This is a genomic window from Flagellimonas sp. 389 (assembly GCF_018449435.1).
Lineage (GTDB): Bacteria > Bacteroidota > Bacteroidia > Flavobacteriales > Flavobacteriaceae > Flagellimonas.
The window spans coordinates 12,121-32,865 of record NZ_JAHCMU010000013.1; the positions used below are offsets into that span (position 1 = coordinate 12,121).

General features: G+C 39.6%; 16 protein-coding genes, 5 tRNA genes and 1 pseudogene. All 22 read right to left on the reverse strand.

Going from position 1 to position 20,745, the window contains the following annotated elements; translation table 11 throughout:
- Positions 1-38 precede the first annotated feature (38 nt).
- Positions 39-4,337: a DNA-directed RNA polymerase subunit beta' gene (gene rpoC / locus KIM67_RS12105; protein ID WP_213831710.1), complete on the reverse strand. Its 4,299-nt coding sequence runs from the start codon at positions 4,335-4,337 to the stop codon at positions 39-41.
- 57 nt (positions 4,338-4,394) lie between these two features.
- Positions 4,395-8,204, reverse strand: coding sequence for a DNA-directed RNA polymerase subunit beta (gene rpoB / locus KIM67_RS12110; protein WP_213831712.1), 3,810 nt, complete (start codon positions 8,202-8,204; stop codon positions 4,395-4,397).
- Positions 8,205-8,333: 129 nt separating this feature from the next.
- Positions 8,334-8,714, reverse strand: a complete 381-nt coding sequence (gene rplL, locus KIM67_RS12115; protein ID WP_109665069.1) for a 50S ribosomal protein L7/L12 — start codon at positions 8,712-8,714, stop codon at positions 8,334-8,336.
- Between the two features lie 54 nt (positions 8,715-8,768).
- Entirely contained in the window at positions 8,769-9,284 is a 516-nt protein-coding gene (rplJ, locus tag KIM67_RS12120) for a 50S ribosomal protein L10 (protein ID WP_163416054.1), read from the reverse strand.
- Positions 9,285-9,307: 23 nt separating this feature from the next.
- A complete protein-coding gene (gene rplA, locus KIM67_RS12125) occupies positions 9,308-10,000 on the reverse strand; it encodes a 50S ribosomal protein L1 (RefSeq protein ID WP_163416056.1) in 693 nt (230 codons plus the stop codon).
- Between the two features lie 20 nt (positions 10,001-10,020).
- Positions 10,021-10,458, reverse strand: coding sequence for a 50S ribosomal protein L11 (gene rplK, locus KIM67_RS12130; protein ID WP_097047425.1), 438 nt, complete (start codon positions 10,456-10,458; stop codon positions 10,021-10,023).
- A 107-nt stretch (positions 10,459-10,565) separates the two neighbouring features.
- Complete coding sequence (nusG, locus tag KIM67_RS12135) at positions 10,566-11,117, reverse strand: transcription termination/antitermination protein NusG (RefSeq protein ID WP_213831911.1); 552 nt, start codon at positions 11,115-11,117, stop codon at positions 10,566-10,568.
- Positions 11,118-11,263: 146 nt separating this feature from the next.
- Positions 11,264-11,422 (reverse strand): annotated as a pseudogene (gene secE, locus KIM67_RS18635) (preprotein translocase subunit SecE); the annotation flags it as partial.
- A 195-nt stretch (positions 11,423-11,617) separates the two neighbouring features.
- Positions 11,618-11,690, reverse strand: a tRNA-Trp gene (locus KIM67_RS12145).
- A 118-nt stretch (positions 11,691-11,808) separates the two neighbouring features.
- The gene (gene tuf, locus KIM67_RS12150) at positions 11,809-12,996 is read right to left on the reverse strand and encodes an elongation factor Tu (RefSeq protein ID WP_213831719.1); all 1,188 of its coding nucleotides are present in this window, start codon (positions 12,994-12,996) and stop codon (positions 11,809-11,811) included.
- Between the two features lie 47 nt (positions 12,997-13,043).
- Positions 13,044-13,115, reverse strand: a tRNA-Thr gene (locus KIM67_RS12155).
- Positions 13,116-13,196: 81 nt separating this feature from the next.
- Positions 13,197-13,269, reverse strand: a tRNA-Gly gene (locus KIM67_RS12160).
- An 80-nt stretch (positions 13,270-13,349) separates the two neighbouring features.
- Positions 13,350-13,431: transfer RNA gene (locus tag KIM67_RS12165), tRNA-Tyr, on the reverse strand.
- 22 nt (positions 13,432-13,453) lie between these two features.
- Positions 13,454-13,527 (reverse strand) — tRNA-Thr (locus KIM67_RS12170).
- A 101-nt stretch (positions 13,528-13,628) separates the two neighbouring features.
- Entirely contained in the window at positions 13,629-13,931 is a 303-nt protein-coding gene (hpf, locus tag KIM67_RS12175) for a ribosome hibernation-promoting factor, HPF/YfiA family (RefSeq protein ID WP_213831720.1), read from the reverse strand.
- Positions 13,932-13,988: 57 nt separating this feature from the next.
- Entirely contained in the window at positions 13,989-14,879 is an 891-nt protein-coding gene (locus tag KIM67_RS12180) for a tyrosine-type recombinase/integrase (RefSeq protein WP_213831721.1), read from the reverse strand.
- A 92-nt stretch (positions 14,880-14,971) separates the two neighbouring features.
- A complete protein-coding gene (gene rpsU, locus KIM67_RS12185) occupies positions 14,972-15,166 on the reverse strand; it encodes a 30S ribosomal protein S21 (protein WP_055393644.1) in 195 nt (64 codons plus the stop codon).
- A gap of 117 nt (positions 15,167-15,283) precedes the next feature.
- Complete coding sequence (locus KIM67_RS12190; RefSeq protein ID WP_213831722.1) at positions 15,284-16,453, reverse strand: acyl-CoA dehydrogenase family protein; 1,170 nt, start codon at positions 16,451-16,453, stop codon at positions 15,284-15,286.
- 9 nt (positions 16,454-16,462) lie between these two features.
- Positions 16,463-17,332 carry a helix-hairpin-helix domain-containing protein gene (locus KIM67_RS12195; RefSeq protein WP_213831723.1) on the reverse strand — a complete coding sequence of 290 codons (870 nt, stop codon included), beginning with the start codon at positions 17,330-17,332 and terminating at the stop codon, positions 16,463-16,465.
- A gap of 12 nt (positions 17,333-17,344) precedes the next feature.
- A complete protein-coding gene (locus KIM67_RS12200; protein WP_213831725.1) occupies positions 17,345-19,417 on the reverse strand; it encodes an amino acid carrier protein in 2,073 nt (690 codons plus the stop codon).
- Between the two features lie 87 nt (positions 19,418-19,504).
- On the reverse strand, positions 19,505-20,512 hold the full coding sequence (locus KIM67_RS12205) for a potassium channel protein (RefSeq protein WP_213831913.1): 1,008 nt from the start codon (positions 20,510-20,512) through the stop codon (positions 19,505-19,507).
- 5 nt (positions 20,513-20,517) lie between these two features.
- Entirely contained in the window at positions 20,518-20,745 is a 228-nt protein-coding gene (locus tag KIM67_RS18640; protein ID WP_250149253.1) for a PspC domain-containing protein, read from the reverse strand.

Here is a 20,745-nt window from a genome sequence, read left to right on the forward strand (position 1 = left end):
AAAAAGAAAACCCTGACGTTGCCGTCAGGGTTTGTTTATTAGAATTTGAATTCTTCCTTTCGGGCCATGATTTCATCGTATTCCTCTTTGGAACCTACAATGATACTATCATAATCCCTCATACCTGTACCGGCAGGAATCTTATGTCCTACAATAACATTTTCCTTCAATCCTTCCAATGTATCCACTTTACCGCTTACCGCAGCTTCGTTCAACACTTTGGTGGTTTCTTGGAAAGATGCTGCCGAGATGAACGATTTCGTCTGCAATGAAGCTCTTGTAATACCTTGTAATATTGGAGTTGCAGTAGCGGCTACCGCATCTCTTGCACTTACCAAGGCTTTATCAGATCTTCTCAATACTGAATTTTCATCTCTCAAGGCACGGGCAGAAATAATCTGTCCTGCTTTAAGGTTTTCAGAATCTCCTGCATCCTCAACTACCTTCATTCCAAAGATTTCATCGTTCTCACGAATAAAGTCATCTTTGTGTACCAATTGATTTTCCAAGAAAGTCGTGTCACCTGAATCTTCAATACGTACTTTACGCATCATCTGTCTTACAACAACTTCAAAGTGCTTATCGTTGATTTTCACACCTTGTAAACGATATACTTCCTGTACTTCGTTCACCAAGTATTGTTGTACGGCCGATGGTCCTTTTATTGCCAAAATATCTTCCGGGGTAATGGAACCATCTGATAAAGGCATACCAGCACGAACGTAATCATTCTCCTGAACCAATATCTGATTGGAAAGTTTCACCAAGTATTTCTTGATTTCACCTAATTTGGATTCGATAATGATTTCACGGTTACCTCTTTTGATCTTACCAAACGAGACAACACCATCAATTTCTGAAACCACAGCTGGGTTAGATGGATTACGTGCTTCGAAAAGCTCTGTTACCCTTGGAAGACCTCCCGTAATATCACCCGCTTTTGCAGATTTACGTGGAATCTTGACCAAAATCTTACCTTCTTTGATTTTATCACCGTCATCTACCATAATGTGGGAACCAACCGGTAAGTTGTAAGAACGTATGGTTTCTCCTTTTCCATCCTTAATTAATAAAGTTGGAATAAGTTTCTTGTTTCTAGATTCAGAGATTACTTTCTCTTGGAAACCAGTTTGCTCATCAATCTCAACCTGATATGTAATTCCTTGTTCGATGTTTTCGTAGGCTATTTGACCCGTGAATTCAGAAACAATTACACCATTATATGGATCCCATTGACAAACAACAGTTCCTTTTTTGATTTTTTCACCGTTCTTAACGAACAATTGCGAACCATAAGGAATGTTATTCGTACTCAAAGTGATACCTGTCGTCGCATCAACAACTTTAATTTCTGAAGTTCTAGAGATAACAATATTGGCTTTTTCACCTTCACTGTTTTCTCCGACAACAGTCCTTAAATCCTCTATTTCCGCAACACCATCAAACTTGGCTTCTAACTTGCTATCTTCGGAAATGTTTCCTGCAATACCTCCAACGTGGAATGTACGCAACGTTAATTGTGTTCCTGGCTCCCCAATGGATTGTGCCGCAACAACACCAACGGCTTCACCTCGCTGAACCATTTTATTGGTAGCTAAGTTTCTTCCGTAACATTTTCCACAGATACCTTTTGGAGCTTCACAAGTTAATGCTGAACGTACTTCTATACTTTCTATAGGGGAAGCTTCAACCCTTTTTACATCAGCTTCGGAAATTTCCTGACCTGCCGACAATACCAATTCCTCCGTTAATGGATTGTATACATCATGAAGCGATACCCTTCCGAGGATTCTTTCACCTAGCGTTTCAACGATTTCTTCGTTCTTTTTCAAGGCTTTGACCTCAATCCCCCTTAACGTACCACAATCTTCAATATTAATGATTACGTCTTGAGATACATCCACCAAACGTCTTGTCAAGTATCCTGCATCGGCAGTTTTTAAAGCGGTATCCGCTAGTCCTTTACGAGCACCATGCGTTGAGATAAAGTATTCCAAAATCGATAGTCCTTCCTTAAAGTTGGAAAGAATCGGGTTTTCGATAATCTCACCACCACCAGCTGTAGATTTTTTAGGCTTGGCCATCAATCCACGCATACCGGTCAACTGACGAATCTGTTCTTTAGAACCCCTTGCACCTGAATCCAACATCATATATACAGAGTTGAATCCTTGCTGGTCTTCACGAATTCGCTTCATGGCCAATTCGGTCAACATGGCATTTGTAGAAGTCCATACATCAATAACCTGGTTATATCGTTCATTGTTGGTGATAAGCCCCATGTTATAGTTTGCCATGATTCCGTCAACTTGATCATTGGCATCATTGATCATGTCATGCTTCTCTGGTGGAATGATAATATCCCCTAAGCTGAAGGACAGACCTCCTTTAAAGGCGAAATCATAACCCATAGATTTTATCTTATCCAAAAACGCAGCAGTAGCAGGTACATCGGTTACGGCAAGAATATCACCAATAATATTTCTAAGCGATTTTTTGTTCAATACTTCATTGATATATCCTGCTTCTTCAGGAACTACACTATTGAACAATACTCTACCAACTGTTGTAGGAATGATTTGGCTTACAAGCTCACCCTCTTCATTGAAATCTTTGGCTCTTACTTTGATTCCTGCATTCAAATCAACTTTTCCTTCATTGAAAGCAATCTCTACTTCTTCAGCAGAATAGAACGTCAACCCTTCTCCTTGAATAGGAAGTTCTGGGGTTGATTTTCTCTCTTTCGTCATGTAGTAAAGACCCAAGACCATATCCTGTGAAGGAACGGTAATTGGCGAGCCATTTGCAGGGTTCAAAATATTTTGGGAAGCCAACATTAACAGTTGTGCTTCTAAAATAGCTTCTGGCCCCAATGGTAAGTGTACCGCCATTTGATCCCCATCGAAATCCGCATTAAATGCAGTACATGCCAATGGGTGCAAACGGATTGCCTTACCTTCTATAAGCTTTGGCTGGAATGCTTGAATACCCAATCTGTGCAATGTAGGAGCACGGTTCAATAATACTGGGTGTCCTTTAAGCACATTTTCAAGAATATCCCAAACTACGGGCTCTTTTTTGTCTATAATCTTTTTAGCGGATTTTACAGTTTTTACAATTCCTCTTTCAATCAGTTTTCTAATGACGAAAGGTTTGTAAAGTTCTGCAGCCATATCTTTTGGAAGCCCACATTCGTAAAGGTTCATCTCTGGACCAACGACGATGACGGAACGAGCGGAGTAGTCCACACGTTTACCCAAAAGGTTTTGGCGGAAACGACCTTGTTTACCCTTCAATGAATCGGAAAGGGATTTTAATGGTCTGTTTGATTCCGTTTTTACCGCTGAAGCTTTTCTTGTGTTATCGAAAAGAGAATCCACAGCTTCTTGAAGCATACGTTTCTCATTTCTCAAGATTACTTCAGGAGCTTTTATTTCCATCAATCGCTTTAGACGATTGTTACGGATAATTACCCTGCGGTATAAATCGTTCAAATCCGAAGTTGCGAAACGACCACCATCCAAAGGTACCAAAGGACGTAACTCTGGCGGAATCACAGGAACTACCTTCATGATCATCCACTCAGGATTGTTCTCTCTATTGCCTTGGGATTCACGCAACGCTTCAACAACTTGAAGTCTTTTTAAGGCTTCTGTTTTACGCTGCTTTGACGTTTCGGTATTGGCTTTATGTCGTAATTGATACGAAAGTTCTTCCAAATCAATTCTTGACAATAAATCAATCAAACATTCTGCACCCATTTTAGCCACAAACTTGTTAGGGTCCGTATCTTCCAAGTATTGATTTTCTACTGGAATGGATTCCAAAATATTCAGGTACTCTTCTTCGGTCAAGAAATCCATTTTATTGATTTCCTCACCTTCAGGGCCTTTGGCGATACCGGGCTGGATAACGACATATCTTTCGTAATAGATAATCATATCCAACTTTTTGGACGGTAGGCCCAACAGGTATCCTATTTTATTTGGAAGCGAACGGAAATACCAGATATGCGCAACAGGAACCACCAAATTGATGTGCCCTACACGGTCTCTACGTACTTTTTTCTCCGTTACCTCTACACCACAACGATCACAAACGATTCCTCGGTAACGGATACGCTTGTACTTTCCACAGGCACATTCGTAATCCTTTACAGGACCAAAAATACGCTCGCAGAACAACCCATCACGCTCAGGCTTGTGCGTTCTGTAGTTAATAGTTTCAGGTTTTAAAACTTCCCCACGGGATTCTGCCAAGATAGACTCGGGAGAAGCCAATCCGATGGAAATTTTATCAAACCTTTTTGGTGCGTTATTATCTTTTATTCTAGCCATAATAGTATGGTGATGATATAATTAAAAAAACTTTTTTCCAATAGTGTTAACTATGTCCTACTCTTCCAGTCTGATATCCAAGCCCAATCCTTTAAGCTCGTGCATCAATACATTGAAAGATTCTGGCAATCCAGGTTCTGGCATGGTCTCACCTTTTACGATTGATTCATAGGTTTTGGCCCTACCGACAACATCATCCGATTTCACAGTCAATATTTCCCGTAGCGTGGATGAAGCTCCGTAGGCTTCAAGTGCCCAAACCTCCATCTCACCAAAACGCTGACCACCAAACTGGGCTTTACCACCCAATGGCTGCTGCGTAATCAATGAGTATGGCCCAATTGATCTAGCGTGCATTTTATCATCTACCATGTGTCCTAATTTCAACATGTAGATAACACCAACTGTTGCTGGCTGATCAAAACGTTTTCCTGTTCCACCATCGTAAAGATATGTGTGTCCAAATCTTGGTACTCCAGCTTCGTCCGTAAATGCATTGATTTGATCCAAGGTAGCACCATCAAAAATTGGGGTTCCGTACTTTCTTCCCAATTTAAGACCTGCCCAACCAAGAACAGTTTCGTAAATCTGACCAATGTTCATACGAGATGGTACACCAAGTGGATTCAATACGATATCCACAGGAGTTCCATCTTCCAAGAACGGCATATCTTCTTGACGAACGATACGAGCAACAATACCTTTGTTACCGTGGCGCCCTGCCATTTTATCACCAACTTTTAACTTACGCTTTTTGGCGATGTATACCTTGGCCAATTTCATGATTCCCGCAGGGAGTTCATCCCCTACTGAAATCGTAAACTTATCTCTTCTAAGATTTCCTTGAATATCGTTCAATTTAATCTTGTAGTTGTGCAACAAATCCGCAACTTGAGTATTGGTTTTGTCATCTGTAGTCCAACTTCCACCAACCAAGTGGGCAAAGTCATCTACAGAATTCAACATCTTAATGGTGTATTTCTTTCCTTTTGGAAGTACTTCTTCACCAAGATCGTTCATTACTCCTTGCGAAGTTTTACCATTGATCAACGCAAAGAGTTTTTCTATCAAAACGTCTTTAAGTTGCTCAAACTTTACTTCGTAGTCCATCTCCAACCTAGAAATAGCTTCTTTATCTTCAGAACGTTTCCTCTTATCTTTTATAGAACGTGAGAATAATTTCTTATCGATAACAACACCTCTTAAGGATGGTGAAGCTTTAAGGGAAGCATCTTTTACGTCCCCCGCTTTGTCACCAAAGATGGCACGCAGCAACTTTTCTTCCGGTGTTGGATCAGATTCTCCTTTTGGTGTAATCTTACCAATAAGGATATCACCAGGTTTTACTTCTGCACCAATACGAATCATACCATATTCGTCCAAGTCCTTAGTGGCTTCTTCAGAAACATTTGGTATATCGTTCGTAAGTTCTTCAGCACCTAACTTGGTATCCCTAACTTCCAATGCATATTCATCGATATGAATGGAGGTAAAGATATCTTCACGTACCACTTTTTCCGAGATTACGATCGCATCCTCAAAGTTGTACCCTTTCCATGGCATAAACGCTACTTGAAGGTTTCTACCAAGAGCAAGTTCTCCCTTTTCGGTCGCATAACCTTCACAAAGTACTTCGCCCTTTTTAACTTTATCTCCTTTTTTAACAATAGGTTTCAGGTTAATGCTGGTACCTTGATTGGTCTTTCTAAATTTGACCAAATTGTATGTTTTTGAATCTTCTTCAAAACTTACCAATCGTTCTTCCTCTGACCTATTGTATTTAATTGTTATTTTCTGAGCATCGACATATTCTACAACACCATCACCTTCTGCATTGATCAATACCCTTGAATCTGTTGCAACCTGTCTTTCCAAACCTGTTCCAACAATAGGGGATTGCGGTTTTAACAATGGAACTGCCTGACGCATCATGTTTGATCCCATCAAAGCCCTGTTTGCATCATCATGCTCCAAGAACGGAATCAAAGAGGCAGAAATTGAAGCAATTTGGTTTGGGGCAACATCCGTGTAATTTACCTCACTTGGGTCAACCACTGGGAAATCACCTTCTTCACGAGCAATAACCTTGTCATCTTTAATCTTCCCGTTTTCATCCATTGGGATATTTGCTTGGGAAATTTTCATTCCTTCCTCTTCCTCTGCACTCAGATATCTAAAGTCGTTGGTGTCCACAACACCATTTTCAACCTTACGGTATGGTGTTTCCAAGAAGCCCATTGGATTTACTTTCGCAAAAACCGAAAGGGAAGAAATCAAACCAATATTCGGTCCTTCAGGAGTTTCAATGGGACATAACCTTCCGTAATGCGTGTAGTGAACATCACGCACCTCGAAACCTGCTCTTTCTCTTGAAAGTCCACCAGGTCCTAGTGCTGACAATCTTCTTTTATGCGTAATCTCTGCCAATGGATTTGTTTGATCCATGAACTGAGACAACTGGTTCGTTCCAAAAAACGAATTGATTACTGAAGACAATGTCTTTGCATTGATCAAATCAATAGGAGTAAATACCTCGTTATCACGAACGTTCATACGCTCACGAATGGTACGTGCCATACGTGCCAAACCAACACCAAATTGAGATGACAACTGCTCACCTACCGTTCTTACACGACGGTTAGAAAGGTGATCAATATCATCAATCTCTGCTTTTGAATTGATCAGCTCAATCAAATATTTAATGATAGTGATGATATCTTCCTTGGTCAAGACCTGCTTGTCCATTCCAATATCCAACTGCAATTTTTTGTTCATCCTATAACGTCCAACTTCACCCAAGTTGTAACGTTGATCAGAGAAAAACAATTTATCTATAATACCACGAGCAGTCTCTTCATCTGGCGGCTCGGCATTACGTAATTGTCTATAAATGTGCTCTACCGCTTCTTTTTCGGAGTTGGTAGGGTCCTTTTGCAATGTATTGTGGATAATGGCATAGTCCGATTGCGCATTATTCTCTTTGTGAAGCAAAATTGTTTTTACATCCGCTTCAATAATTTCTGTGATATGGTCTTTTTCAAGAATGGTGTCACGGTCAAGGATAATTTCATTTCTTTCAATAGAAACTACCTCTCCCGTATCTTCATCAACAAAATCCTCATGCCATGTGTTCAATACCCTTGCTGCCAACTTACGGCCCAAAACTTTTTTAAGTCCAGCGTTGGAAACCTTAACTTCTTCGGAAAGGTCAAATATCTCAAGAATATCTTTATCTCTTTCAAATCCGATAGCCCGGAAAAGTGTGGTTACAGGTAATTTTTTCTTTCTATCAATATAAGCATACATAACGCCATTGATATCAGTTGCAAATTCAATCCAAGAACCTTTGAAAGGTATTACCCTGGCAGAGTATAATTTTGTACCGTTTGCATGGAAGGATTGTCCAAAGAACACACCGGGTGACCTGTGCAATTGAGAAACCACAACTCGCTCAGCTCCATTGATAACAAATGTACCACTTGGAGTCATGTAAGGTATGGTACCTAGATAAACATCCTGAACAATAGTTTCAAAATCTTCGTGTTCTGGATCGGTACAATATAATTTTAAACGTGCTTTAAGAGGCACACTATACGTAAGACCACGTTCAATACATTCTTGAATGGAATATCTTGGTGGGTCTATGAAGTAATCAATGAACTCAAGAACAAATTGGTTTCTTGTGTCTGTGATTGGAAAATTCTCCATGAAGGTATTGTAAAGGCCTTCATTTCCTCTTTCGTCAGATTTTGTTTCAAGTTGAAAAAAGTCTTGAAAAGATTTAATCTGAATGTCCAAGAAATCCGGGTATTCCGGTATGTTCTTAGCGGATGCGAAATTTAATCTTTCAGTATTGTTTGTGAACATCAATGGACAAATTTTGATCGTGAATACTTTATGGGTCTGTGCATGGCTTTATACACTCCTTATTAAAATAGGCTAAGGCCCAACCATTATTATGGAAAGACCTTAACCAAATTTGTATGGTAGAAACTACTATTTAAGCTCAACTTCTGCTCCTGCTTCTTCCAATGATTTTTTGATACCTTCTGCCTCATCTTTGGCAACACCTTCTTTAACAGCTTTTGGTGCGCTGTCAACAATGTCCTTAGCATCTTTCAATCCAAGACCAGTCAATTCCTTAACTAGTTTTACAACTGCCAATTTAGATCCACCGGCTGCTGTAAGGATTACATCAAATTCTGATTTCTCCTCAGCGGCTTCAGCTTCACCACCACCGGCTCCACCAGCAGCAACAGCTACTGCAGCAGCAGCAGGCTCGATACCGTATTCTTCTTTTAATATGTCGGCCAACTCATTTACCTCTTTTACTGTAAGGTTTACCAACTGTTCTGCAAAATCTTTTAAATCTGCCATTTTTCTATCGTTTAATCAAATTTTTAAAAATATACTTAGTTTATTGTGCGCGAATTATTTTTCAGATAATGTTTTAAGGATTCCGGCTAGTTTACCACCACCTGATTTAAGACCAGAAATAACGTTTTTGGCCGGTGATTGCAACAATCCGATGATATCCCCTATTACCTCTTCTTTAGACTTGATGTTTACAAGTGAGTCAAGATTCTCATCACCAACATAAATGGCTTCCGCAATGAAAGCACCTTTTAATAATGGCTTATCTGATTTTTTTCTGAAATTTTTGATAAGTTTTGCCGGAGCATTACCAGTTTCGGACAACATCAAAGATGTATTTCCCTTTAAAACATCTGGCAATTCACCAAACTCCTTATCTGAAGCTTCCATTGCTTTTGCAAGCAAGGTGTTCTTAACAACTGCAAGTTTAATGTTAGCCTTAAAACATGCCCTTCTTAAATTTGAAGTGGCAACGGCATCCAATCCCGATATATCCGCTAAGTAAATATTAGCGCTATCAGCCAACTGTGCAGTCAAATCTTCTATTACGGTTGCTTTTTCTTCTCTTGTCATCGTTATAAATATTGAACTACCAGTTACGAAACTGCTTTTGGATCTAATTGAACACTAGGACTCATAGTGCTTGACAAATAGATACTTTTCATGTAAATACCTTTTGCCGCAGCTGGTTTCATTTTCACCAAAGTATCTAACAACTCTTTGGCATTACCAGCTATTTTGTCTGCCGAGAAAGATGTCTTTCCAATTGCAGCGTGCACAATTCCTGTTTTGTCCACTTTAAAATCAATTTTACCGGCCTTTACTTCGGATACTGCTTTTGCAACATCCATAGTAACCGTACCGGTTTTTGGATTGGGCATTAAACCTCTTGGTCCTAAAACTCTACCTAAGGGCCCTAATTTACCCATAACACTTGGCATAGTGATGATTACATCAACATCTGTCCAACCGCCTTTTATCTTATCCAAGTACTCATCTAACCCTACAAAGTCAGCACCAGCTTCCTTAGCTTCTGCTTCTTTATCTGGAGTCACCAATGCTAAAACTTTTACATCTTTACCTGTACCGTGGGGCAAGGTAACAACGCCACGCACCATTTGATTTGCTTTTCGTGGATCTACACCCAAACGAACCGCAAGGTCTACGGAAGCGTCAAATTTTACATTGGTTATTTCTTTTACCAAAGCTGATGCCTCATCCAAAGAATATAATTTATTCTTATCGATTTTGGAATGAGCTTCTTTTTGCTTTTTAGTCAATCTTGCCATTATAATTGTGCTTTAAGATTTTAAAAAGGTCTTTTACCAGCCACTTTAAGTCCCATAGATCTTGCCGTACCCGCAACCATACTCATTGCAGATTCAACGGTAAATGCATTCAAATCCACCATCTTATCTTCGGCGATTTGCTTTACCTGATCCCATGATACTGAACCGTTTTTAACCCTGTTAGGTTCGCCAGATCCTTTTTTAATCTTAGCTGCTTCCATCAATTGAACTGCCGCCGGTGGTGTTTTTACAACAAACTCGAAAGATTTGTCTTTGTAAACGGTGATAACAACTGGTAATACTTTACCTGGTTTGTCCTGCGTACGTGCATTAAATTGCTTACAGAACTCCATGATGTTAACACCAGCAGCACCTAAGGCGGGTCCAACCGGTGGCGACGGATTCGCAGCACCTCCCCTAACTTGTAATTTAACTACCTTATCTACTTCTTTTGCCATTGTTTTTAATTAAAATGAAAGTGTGTTAATTGGAAGCAACACAACTTTATATATGTAACAGCTCTATTTATTCTTCAGTTTTCAGATATCTGACGTCAGATTTCTGATTATACTTTTTCCACTTGCATGTAACTTAATTCCAATGGTGTTTTTCTACCGAAAATCTTCACCATTACCTCAAGCTTGCGTTTTTCTTCATTGATTTTTTCAACTGTTCCATTGAAACCGTTGAAAGGTCCATCAATAACCTTGATTGTTTCACCTAAAATGAAAGGAATCGCCACATTATCTGTATTAACAGCTAATTCATCAACTTTCCCTAACATTCTATTTACCTCTGTTTTTCTTAAAGGAACTGGGTCGCCCCCTTTGGTTTCTCCAAGAAATCCTATAACATTTGTAATGGAACGAATAATATGCACCATTTCTCCACCCAAATTGGCCTTGATCATTATATAGCCAGGAAAGTAAACGCGCTCTTTATTGATTTTCTTCCCGTTACGAATCTGTACTACTTTTTCAGTTGGCACAAGAACATCTTCCAAGTAATCACCAAAACCGTTACGTTCTACCTCACTTTCAATGTAGCCCTTGATTTTGTTCTCTTGACCACTTACCGCTCTTACTACGTACCACTTTTTTTCTAGAACCTCAGACATCATTATTATTTTTTCTTATTCATAAAAGAGGATAGACCTAAAAGTATAGCAACTGTCAAGGCAATGTACCATATCAACTGCAAAATACCCCAAACTCCTTTTTCAAGATAGCCTTGGTATGTAGAAACCTGAAATAAATTACCTGTTATTGCGTCAGAAAAATAAGAATCCACTCCCCATGTAGCCAATGCAAATACTATAGAGAAAACTGCTACGATTACCATTAAGTTGGATGCTTTTTCTCTATCCAACCATGTAACGTTGCTTTTTAACTCCTCAAATGATTCCTTAATGTAAGTGAACATATTATTTATTTTTCAATGCACGGGCAAAGAGATTTCCTTTACTTCGCCTGTGCTGAGCGCAGGCCTTTCGATAGGCACAAACTCCTCGCCCCAATAGACTTCATTATTTCAAATTGCAATGGCGGAGAAGCTTCCTGCGACTACACTCAGGATATATATAAACTTCTTTCCCTATTGCTTTCTTCTTTAATTCAGCACGGGCGGAGAGGCTCGAACTCCCGACACCTGGTTTTGGAGACCAGTGCTCTACCAACTGAGCTACGCCCGTAATTATGGCGTTTTACCATCCCATACTTGAGGGATGAGCTACACCCGTTTCTATTTACACTGAAAGGTATCCCGATAAATTCAGGACACCCTTTAGTGCAATACTTTATATAAAATGATTAATCTAAAATCTCAGTAACCTGACCAGCACCTACTGTTCTACCACCCTCACGGATAGCGAAACGCAGACCTACGCTCAAAGCGATTGGCTGAATCAAATCTACATTGATAGTCAAGTTATCACCTGGCATTACCATTTCAACACCATCAGGCAAACCAATGTTTCCTGTAACATCAGTAGTTCTAACATAGAACTGTGGACGATAGTTGTTATGGAATGGCGTGTGACGACCACCTTCTTCTTTCTTAAGGATATAGACCTCAGCTTTGAACTTAGCGTGTGGCTTAACAGAACCTGGCTTACAGATTACCATACCTCTTTTAATATCGGTCTTTTCAATACCTCTTAAAAGAATACCTACGTTATCACCAGCTTCACCTCTATCCAATATCTTACGGAACATCTCAACACCAGTAATGGTGGAAGCCAATTTCTCAGCACCCATACCGATGATATCAACAGCATCACCCGTGTTAGCAACACCAGTTTCGATACGTCCTGTAGCAACGGTTCCACGACCAGTAATCGTAAACACATCTTCAACAGGCATTAAGAAATCCTTGTCAACATCTCTCTTAGGAAGCTCGATCCAGTCATCTACAGCTGCCATCAATTCCATTACAGTATCAACCCATTTTTGCTCTCCGTTCAAAGCTCCAAGTGCAGAACCGGAAATTACAGGTCCATTATCACCATCGTACTCGTAGAAAGAAAGTAATTCCCTTACTTCCATTTCAACTAGTTCCAATAGCTCTTCATCGTCAACCATGTCAACTTTGTTCAAGAATACAACGATTCTTGGAATACCAACCTGACGTCCTAATAGGATGTGTTCACGTGTTTGTGGCATTGGCCCATCAGTTGCAGCAACAACCAAAATTGCACCGTCCATTTGAGCAGCACCAGTAACCATGTTCTTCACGTAATCCGCGTGACCTGGACAGTCAACGTGTGCGTAGTGACGGTTTTCAGTTTGGTACTCTACGTGTGATGTGTTAATTGTAATACCTCTTTCCTTTTCTTCAGGAGCATTATCAATAGAATCAAAGCTTCTTAGCTCTGACAACCCTGCATTTGCCAATACGGTAGTAATAGCAGCAGTCAATGTTGTTTTACCATGATCCACGTGTCCAATAGTACCAATATTTAAGTGCGGTTTGGAACGATCAAAAGTTTCCTTTGCCATTTTAAATAATTTTAATCTTAGTTTATATTAGTGTACAAATCGTTTTGAGCCAATGACGAGATTTGAACTCGTGACCTCTTCCTTACCAAGGAAACGCTCTACCCCTGAGCTACACCGGCGTAAAGTGTTGAATCAACTACTTTAAATAGTCCTCCCATAAATTTTGGAAGAGATTCTTGCTTTCGCAAGGATGACTTTAGAGCGGGAGACCGGGTTCGAACCGGCGACATTCAGCTTGGAAGGCTGACGCTCTACCAACTGAGCTACTCCCGCATTTTTTTGGTTTTATCCAAAAACAATCCAATATTTCAAAAAAACTTCTAAATCCTCAATTTTCATTGAAGACTCTTTAGTGGGGAGAGCAGGATTCGAACCTGCGAAGACATAGTCAGCAGATTTACAGTCTGCCCTCGTTGGCCGCTTGAGTATCTCCCCGCCTTATTTTCAATAACTTACGAGCCGATGGAGGGACTCGAACCCACGACCTGCTGATTACAAATCAGCTGCTCTAGCCAGCTGAGCTACATCGGCATTTTACCACCTTTTTAACACAAAAAAAGCCCGCTATTTCTAACGGACTGCAAATGTATATATTTATTTATTTAATCAAAATAATTTTGCAAAAATTTTAATCAAGCTTTTGCCCTTTGTTTCTCTTTCTTTTTCACCAGCTTTCTTTCTAGGGAGTTGCATGCGGAATCAACGGCTTCCTCAAAAGATTTACATTGTTTTTTCACGATCAGCTTATCTCTGGGTACTAATAATTTTATTTCTACGATCTTATTTTCCTTTGCACTTGTATTTTCAACTTTTAAATAAACATCTGAACTAATGACCCTGTCATAAAACGTTTCTAGCTTATCCATTCTTTTTTGAACAAAATCGATGAGCTTTCCATCTGCAACAAAATTAACTGATTGCGCATTAACTTTCATAAAATGTAGTTTTTAGTACTGCCTTTGGCAGCTAGGTTAAACAATGTGGGAAATCCGCTATTTCCCATTTCGGGGGTGTGCTCTTTGGTGAACCTTTTTAAGTTCGGCAATACTGTTATGCGTATACACTTGAGTAGAAGCCAAACTAGAATGCCCCAATAGCTCTTTGACCGAATTTAAATCGGCGCCTCTATTGAGCATGTGTGTAGCGAAAGTGTGCCGTAATATATGTGGACTCTTTTTCACCTTCGTCGACACCAAACTAAAATACTTATTTATGGTGCGATAAACAAGTGTTTCATAAATTTTAAGACCGCTTTTTGTTAAAAAAAGATAAGCTACGTCCTTAATGATTTTCAGTCCTTGCCTCAGTTCTAAATAATCTTGAAGTATTGATTCTGTAGATGGCAACAAGGGGAGAATACGCTCTTTGTTACGTTTTCCCAGCACTTTTATGGTTCCTTTTACATTATTCACATCAACTAGTTTCAGGTTGACCAATTCTGTCCTGCGAATACCGGTAGTATACAAAAGTTCTATAATCAATTTATCACGAAGTCCCTCAAAATCATTTTCAAATGGTATCTCCGATAGTATTTTTTCCATCTCATTTTCTGAAAACGGAACTTCAATTTTTTTCTTTGTCTTGAGCGCTTTATGCTTTGCGAGCGGTGAATCATTGATTTCCCCTATTTTTTGCAAAAACTTGAAGTAAGCTCGCAACGAAGAAATTTTTCTATTGATGCTTCTGGTATTGATTCCTTTATCAACAAGAAAAACGATCCAAGTTCTTATTATGGTATAGTCAACCTCATCTATAGATTCCAGTTCGTACTCCGCCGCACAAAATTCAGCAAAGGTTTTTACATCGTTTTCATAAGCACCTATGGTATGTTGGGAATAGTTTTTCTCCAATCCTAAATATGATACAAAAGCAGTTAAGTGCATATTTCAAAGGTATCTAAATTAAAATATGTGTGGGCAAAAAAAATCCCGCTCTAAAGAATTAGAACGGGATTACTATATTGTGAGAGAGAACTTTATATTTCTTCTTGATCTCTTAAGCCTTGAATATATTCAGCTTTCTGTATTTCAGCTCTGCGCTTTACTGAAGGTTTGGTAAACTGCTGCCTTTTCCTCAACTGGCGCATGGTGCCGGTCTTATCAAACTTGCGCTTGAAACGTTTTAAAGCTCTATCGATGTTTTCTCCTTCTTTTACTGGTATTATTAACATGGGCTACAACCTCCTTTCTTTAAAATTATTTCCCGTAACAAACGGGGCTGCAAATATACAAATGTAATCTATCCAAAAAAGTATTATCGCAAAATATTTTCAACCACTATGGATTTCTTAGATACTAGGCGATCGATATTCTTTTTTATCAATAATTATCTTGGCAATAATTTCTCGCAATATCTCTGAGGTACCTCCTCCTATTGGTCCCAACCGGCTATCTCGCAGCATTCTTGCCATTGGGTAATCTTCTATATATCCATAACCACCCAAAAATTGAAGGCAATTGTAGATGACTTCATCGGCCATTTTGGTAGACTTGAGTTTTGATATGGTCGCTTCACGCACTACATATTCTCCTCTTTCCATTTTTGCCGTGACCGCATAATTGTACTGTTTGCACAAATCCATGTCAGCATGTAAATCCACTAGGCGGTGACGCAATGCTTGGTATTGATCTATGGATTTTCCAAATGCCTCTCTTTCCGACATATATTGAATGGCATAATCCAGGGCAAATTCTGCTCTAGCATGGGCATTGATTCCCATGATCAAACGTTCCAATGCAAAAGCTTCCATAATAAAGGTAAACCCCTTGCCTTCTTCTCCCATAAGGTTTGAAGCTGGCACTTCTACATTATCAAAAGCCAACTCTGCGGTATCCGATGCCCTCCATCCTAGTTTATTCAATTTATTTGCGGAAACGCCTTTGCTATTCCTATCCACGATGAATATGCTTATGCCCTTATTGCCAGCTACTGGGTCGGTCTTAGCCGCCAGGATGATATAATCGCCATAAACACCATTCGTGATAAAAGTTTTTGAACCATTTATAATGTATGTGTCACCTTGGCGAACTGCCGTGGTTCGCATACCTGCAACATCACTTCCACCAAAGGGTTCAGTGACTCCCAAACAACCTATTTTCTCACCATTTACACTGGGAATTAGATATGCTTTCTTTTGAGCTTCATTACCATTTTTGTTTAAATGGGTCATGGCCAAGTACACATGTGCCCAGATAGCTGCAGCGAAGCCACCAGAATTGATTTTCTGCAACTCTTCCAATAATATCACGGTATAGAAGAGGTCAAGTCCCAGACCCTCAGAAGATTCAGGGGTAGCAAGACCAAAATAACCCATGTCTGCAAACTTTTTCCAGATGAAACGGTCAATGGTTCCTGTTTCTTCCCACTTCTCAATATGTGGAACTACTTCTTTTTGCAAAAATTCTTTTAGGCTTTCCCTAAATAATTGATGTTCTTCAGTGAAGTACATACTGTTCATAGCTTTTTTTTAAAGTGACAAATATAGAACTATTCTCTCTAGTTTTTCTGGTGGAAAACCCTCAACATTGATTAGTTCGTCGAAGGTATTAATTCTTCCGTTCATGGTTCGATATTCCACTATGCTGTTAGCTACCTGATAGGGAATATAGACCAAGCTTGATATTTGTTTTGAGGTGGCTGTATTGATGTTAATTTTTTGAATTACCGGAGGATTCAATACTTTATAATGATTCAAAAGTCGATGTACCACTTCGCTATCCAAACCATACACATCGAACAACTGTTCATCGATTAAAAAACCTCCTAATCTATCCCTAAATTTTACGATTCGCGCAGAAAGCTTATCCCCTATTCCATTGATTTTCCTCAAATCTTCGGCAGTAGCACTATTGATGTCCAAAACCTTGGATACGTTGGTTGTTTTAGGAGTATCGTTTTTTCTGGAAGAATATTCAATCCTTTTTTGTTTCCAATTAGGGAACTTGAATAACGGCGACAATACAGTCAACATGGAATCGGATACTTTAGTAATTTGTTGAAATTGCTCAGCAGAATTCATAAACTGATTTGACTTCCTAAAAGCATGCAGCCTATCTATTTCTTCGGTTGACATTCCCAACGTATAGCCTTTGTAATCGGTAATATAGTTTGGATTGAAGGAATAAATGGTCTTGGCTTCTTTTTGAAGCGAAATCTTTTTGAGACTGTCCAATTTGAATTCCATCGCATTATCCACGAGCACATTGGATTTCCTTTGCGATGGATTTGCCTTTACATAGAAATAAACGCCTTGAAGGATAATTATTAGAGTGAGCAAAAAGAAAACCCCACTTCGTTCTTGCTTATTGAACTTGAAATGGGACTTAAACTTTTTCAATACTTTGCTATTCTATTTTTCTGAAGGTTGTTGTTTTTTGAAAAGCTTGTTGGTCTTCAGTTTCTGAAAATAATCGTTCAAGTCTTTCTTAACCTCACCGGACATTATGTAAAGCCCTATAATGTTAGGAAAAGACATAGCCAGTATCATCATATCGGAAAAATCCAATACGGCCCCAAGACTAACGGAAGCACCAACGACTACGAAAATCAAAAAGACCATTTTATAAACAAGCTCGGTCCTTCTGCTCTTTCCGAACAAATAGGTCCACGCTCTCATTCCATAATATGACCAAGAGATCATGGTGGAAAATGCAAATAAGAATACTGCCAATGCCAAAACATAGGGAAACCAAGATATTTGACTTCCAAAAGCATCAGATGTCAATTGCGCACCTGCCATACCTTCGACCTCGTGCATTCCTGTAAAAATAAGAACCAAAGCCGTCAGTGTACATACTACTACAGTATCTATGAATGGCTCCAAAAGGGCCACAAAACCTTCGGATGGCGGATGGTTGGTCTTAGCGGTGCTATGCGCAATCGCTGCAGAACCTACCCCGGCTTCGTTAGAGAATGCAGCTCGTTGAAAACCAATGACCAATACTCCAATAATACCACCTTTAAGTGCAGAAGGACTGAAGGCACCTTCAATAATAGCACCGAATGCGGGACCAATATTTTGAATGTTCATGATAATCACTGCTAAGGCGGCAACAATATAAATAGACGCCATTATAGGCACAACCCTACCTGTTACTTTGGCAATACTGTTTATACCACCAATAATAACAACACCTACCAAAATTGCGGTCACTACTCCAAACCAGAAGCCATTTCCTGCCAATACAGGAAATTGCCCGGCAAGTTGTTCAAAGGATTGGTTGGCCTGGAACATGTTTCCACCGCCAAAGGAAGCACCAACGGCAAGTACGGCGAACAAGCCCGCCAATACTTTACCAAACCCTTTCATATTTCTTTTTTCAAGCCCATAACGTAAATAGTTCATAGGACCTCCAAATACTCTACCATCAGGTAAAATATCCCGGTATTTAACACCGAGCGTACATTCCACAAACTTTGATGACATTCCCAAAAGACCGCAAACGATCATCCAAAAAGTTGCGCCTGCACCACCCAAAGAAACCGCTACGGCAACCCCGGCAATATTACCTAGACCAACGGTACCGGATACCGCCGTTGCCAACGCCTGAAAATGCGTTACTTGTCCTGGTGCATCAGGGTCATCGTACTTGCCTTTTGCCAAGTCGAGAGAATGCTTGAACCCGCGAATATTGATAAAGCCCATCCGTATGGTAAAGAACGTAGCTCCTAAAACCAGCCAAATAACAATAAATGGTATTCCTTTGGTGACGGGGTCCCCATTTGGATGTGTAATTACTCTTGGCTCGTCATAAGTAACCTCTGCAAGAAAATGGGCGCCTTGTTCTATGACATGTTCCTGATTGTTGGAGTTATAAATAACACCACTTTCTTCAGTAAGGTGTTTCAGTGTTCCGTTTGCAATCGATACGACCGTCTCATCTGCTCCGCTATCTTTAGAAATGACCGCAATTTCATCTCCTTTTTTGACTTTGGAACCTTCAGATTTCAGCCACTTTTTTAAGATGTACTTGTTTTCTACATCAGGTGACCAGTTTGGAATTGCAATACGCTCCTTATCGGCATATGCAACCGGGTCATAAATGCCTATTGCCGCAAACGGATCCCAAAACAGAACAGAACCAAGGGCGCTTACCGCAGGCGTCATAAAACCATTGAAAACCTCGGTAATGGATTCGGTTTCTACTTTAAAGACTTTGGTTACAGTATCGCCGTTTGTATCGGTGACCTTTACTGTGTAAGGGATACCTTCTACCAAACCGGTAGCTTTTTCAGCGCTTAACGAAGTACTTTGATTACTCCACTTAAAAGTATAGGGAGCTTTACCACCATCTACCTTCAAGGATATTGCACCATCATTTATACCGTTGGAAGGGTTTAAGGTTTTACCCGTTACCGTAAGCTCTTGCGAAATTCCTGAAACAACTATTAGAAATGTAAAAACCGAAAAGAAAACTTTCATTTATGAGAAGTTAGTTAAATAAAAAAAGAATGTAAGGGCAGCAATATCCTAAAAAAATTTAACGCAATCAAATTAAAAGAACTTTTACTACCCTATTTGAAACATTTCATTCAGTTTTCGAATTTGCTCTGGTCTACCCAAAACAATGACTTTACCCTTGGGCTGTAATTCCAAATCTGCTTCTGGGTTAATGATGTAGTTGCCGTTGGGTTCAATGTATCCTATTATGGTACAACCTGTTTGTCTCCTCAAATCCAAATCACGTATAGATTTGCAATCCACCAATTGGGTAAAATCCTCTATCTCCACCTCTTCCAAATTTGTGGTATGCTCACCCTCCATGGAGAGTTTGTCCATAAATGTGATCAAATCTGGCATCACCACCAATGAGGCCATGTGGTCCCCTCCTATTTTATCTGGCATAATTACCTTGTCGGCACCGGCAAGCTCCAATTTGGACTGTGTAGTCACTTGGGAAGCCCTGCTTATAATAAATAGCTTCTTGTTCAATTGTCGCGCAGAAAGTACAATGAAAAGATTCTCTGCATCATCTGGCAATGCCGTTATGAGATAACGTGCTTTTTCAATACCTGCCTTTATGAGGACATCGTCCTCGTTTGCATCCCCTTCCACAAAAAGCACTTCTTCTTCATGATGCTCAATAACTTCTTTGTCCTTTTCGATAATAACAAATGGTCTTTTATATTCTTTCAATCTTTCGGCAGCTTGCATACCATTTCTTCCATATCCGCAGACTACAATATGATCGGATAAATTGTCTATTCGTTTTTTCACCTTTTTCTTTTTTAAAACCTTAAGCGAATTCCGTTCCAATAAATATTCTGTGATGACCGATAGTGCAAAACCAAAAATGAATACACTGGTCACTATTAAAAATACGGTAAAAATCTTGGCACTTGGATCTAGAGGGCGTACCTCTGAAAACCCTACTGTAGTGACCGTAATAATGGTCATGTAAATAGCTTCTATCCAAGTGAAGTCGGAAAGCGATTTGTACCCAACAATACCAAATGTCAGTACGAGCAACATTAAAAAGAGGGCCAACGCTATTTTGGAACGCAATAGTCTTCGTATCATACTCAAAGGTCAAATACCGAGGTTCTTTTGGTGTAAACCAAATCTTTGATCCGTAACCAAAATGCTATAAATAGGTACAGTGCAAAACCGAAACCCAGCGTTGCAAACGTCAAGTATATAAATGTAGTTCGCACTACCCTTGCCCGTATACCAAGGCGCTCAGCTATACGTCGACAAACTTCAAAACCTCTTTTTTGAAAGTAGTAGAGCGTATCGTAGAATAAACTCAT

Bases quoted from the DNA above. Each gene is read 5' to 3' on its own strand.
- rpoC (WP_213831710.1), bottom strand. From the start codon at position 4,337: ATGGCTAGAATAAAAGATAATAACGCACCAAAAAGGTTTGATAAAATT.
- rpoB (WP_213831712.1), bottom strand. From the start codon at position 8,204: ATGTTCACAAACAATACTGAAAGATTAAATTTCGCATCCGCTAAGAAC.
- rplL (WP_109665069.1), bottom strand. From the start codon at position 8,714: ATGGCAGATTTAAAAGATTTTGCAGAACAGTTGGTAAACCTTACAGTA.
- rplJ (WP_163416054.1), bottom strand. From the start codon at position 9,284: ATGACAAGAGAAGAAAAAGCAACCGTAATAGAAGATTTGACTGCACAG.
- rplA (WP_163416056.1), bottom strand. From the start codon at position 10,000: ATGGCAAGATTGACTAAAAAGCAAAAAGAAGCTCATTCCAAAATCGAT.
- rplK (WP_097047425.1), bottom strand. From the start codon at position 10,458: ATGGCAAAAGAAGTAGATAAGGTAGTTAAATTACAAGTTAGGGGAGGT.
- nusG (WP_213831911.1), bottom strand. From the start codon at position 11,117: ATGTCTGAGGTTCTAGAAAAAAAGTGGTACGTAGTAAGAGCGGTAAGT.
- tuf (WP_213831719.1), bottom strand. From the start codon at position 12,996: ATGGCAAAGGAAACTTTTGATCGTTCCAAACCGCACTTAAATATTGGT.
- hpf (WP_213831720.1), bottom strand. From the start codon at position 13,931: ATGAAAGTTAATGCGCAATCAGTTAATTTTGTTGCAGATGGAAAGCTC.
- KIM67_RS12180 (WP_213831721.1), bottom strand. From the start codon at position 14,879: ATGCACTTAACTGCTTTTGTATCATATTTAGGATTGGAGAAAAACTAT.
- rpsU (WP_055393644.1), bottom strand. From the start codon at position 15,166: ATGTTAATAATACCAGTAAAAGAAGGAGAAAACATCGATAGAGCTTTA.
- KIM67_RS12190 (WP_213831722.1), bottom strand. From the start codon at position 16,453: ATGAACAGTATGTACTTCACTGAAGAACATCAATTATTTAGGGAAAGC.
- KIM67_RS12200 (WP_213831725.1), bottom strand. From the start codon at position 19,417: ATGAAAGTTTTCTTTTCGGTTTTTACATTTCTAATAGTTGTTTCAGGA.
- KIM67_RS18640 (WP_250149253.1), bottom strand. From the start codon at position 20,745: ATGAGTTTATTCTACGATACGCTCTACTACTTTCAAAAAAGAGGTTTT.